Source organism: Streptomyces sp. NPDC057543, assembly GCF_042801895.1.
In the GTDB taxonomy this organism is placed as follows: Bacteria; Actinomycetota; Actinomycetes; order Streptomycetales; family Streptomycetaceae; genus Streptomyces.
In genome coordinates this window covers 1-1192 of record NZ_JBHVFF010000600.1, presented here as the reverse complement: position 1 = coordinate 1192, position 1192 = coordinate 1, and the positions used below count along the sequence as shown (strand labels likewise).

3 protein-coding genes are annotated in these 1192 nt (G+C 69.4%); all 3 read left to right on the top strand.

Annotation, left to right across the window (positions count from 1 at the left end):
- Nucleotides 1–139: 139 nt before the first annotated feature.
- Genes ACFU8Q_RS41595 through ACFU8Q_RS41585 form a run of 3 tightly spaced genes read left to right on the top strand, consistent with a single transcriptional unit; the run spans nt 140 to nt 1005 of the window.
- A complete protein-coding gene (locus ACFU8Q_RS41595) occupies nt 140–433 on the top strand; it encodes a helix-turn-helix domain-containing protein (RefSeq protein WP_384465458.1) in 294 nt (97 codons plus the stop codon).
- Nucleotides 433–726, top strand: coding sequence for an IS3 family transposase (locus tag ACFU8Q_RS41590; RefSeq protein WP_384465455.1), 294 nt, complete (start codon nt 433–435; stop codon nt 724–726). Before ACFU8Q_RS41595 ends, ACFU8Q_RS41590 begins: the two co-directional genes overlap by 1 nt.
- Nucleotides 727–762: 36 nt before the next feature.
- The gene (locus ACFU8Q_RS41585; protein ID WP_384465452.1) at nt 763–1005 is read left to right on the top strand and encodes a hypothetical protein; all 243 of its coding nucleotides are present in this window, start codon (nt 763–765) and stop codon (nt 1003–1005) included.
- Nucleotides 1006–1192: the final 187 nt, after the last annotated feature.

Below are 1192 nucleotides of genomic sequence, written 5' to 3'. Positions count from 1 at the left end.
CCCTAGGACCGTCCGGCCGGTCAGGCCGGACGGGCGCCTCCGGCCCCGTACCGAACCTCGACGACTCCCGGCTCGGGGACCCGTTCCCCGAGCCGGGAGTCGGACCTCGGCTCCACCGTCTCCCGGAGTACTGACATCCATGAGCCACCCACCCGAGCTGCGTCGTCGGGCCCTTGACCTGCTCGCCGTAGGCGAGCCCGTGAAGAAGGTCGCCGTAGATCTCGGCCTCAAGGAGCGGACGGTCTACGAGTGGCGGCGCAGATACCTGCCGCACCTCCGGAACGGGTGGTCCGTCCTGGACGCCGGGTCCGAAATCAAGGCCGCGCGCAAACGCATCGCCGAGCTGGAGACCGAGCTCGCCGTCCTCCGACGCGCGACCGAGCTGCTGTGCGGGGCGACCTCCCCAAAAGGCGATTCGCTGCGGCGCATGTGATGGTCTGCGAATGCTTACCCGTGCGGACTGCCACAACTGCCCTGGGGGTGACGGAGTCCGGGTACTTCACGTGGCGCTCCCGCCCTCCCTCCGCGAGGTCTGTTCGCCACTCCTGGCTCACCGAAGTCATCACCACGATCCACACCGCGTCGCACGGGACCTACGGGTACCGGCGCATTCACGAAGAACTGGCCCTCGGATACGGCATCACGGTCAGCCACGGAACGGTGCAACTCCTCATGCGCCGGGCCGGCCTCCAGGGTGCCGGCGGGCCTTCGAGGCTTCGTAGGTGAATGAGGGTGAACGAGAGAGCAATCGGAGCATGAACCATGGACTATCCAGCATTCCCGACGCCCCCGCTGCCCATCTCCGCATTCCTGCGTCCCTACCCGCGCGTGGGGGAGGACCTGTCGGCCACGCAGGCGCACCAGGTGATGCTGCACTGCGCGCTGGACGCGGCATGCCTTCCCGTGCGGTTGAACGACGCCCAGGCCGTTGCCCGGATCGCCGAGCTCGACTACCGGACGGTGAACGCCGTGATCAGCTGGCTGCGGGCCCTGGGCGATCGGTGAGCGTCCGGAAGTCTCGCTCAGTCGGCGCCCGACTCGGATCCGGAGCCTGAGCCGGGTCAGGGGCCTGAGCCGGGTCCGGGGCCTGAGCCGGGTCAGGCGTCGGGTCAGGTGTCGGCGCCGGGTCAGGCGTCGGTGTCGGGTCCGGGGCTTGAGCCGGGTCAGGCATCGGTGTCGGGTCAGGTGTCGG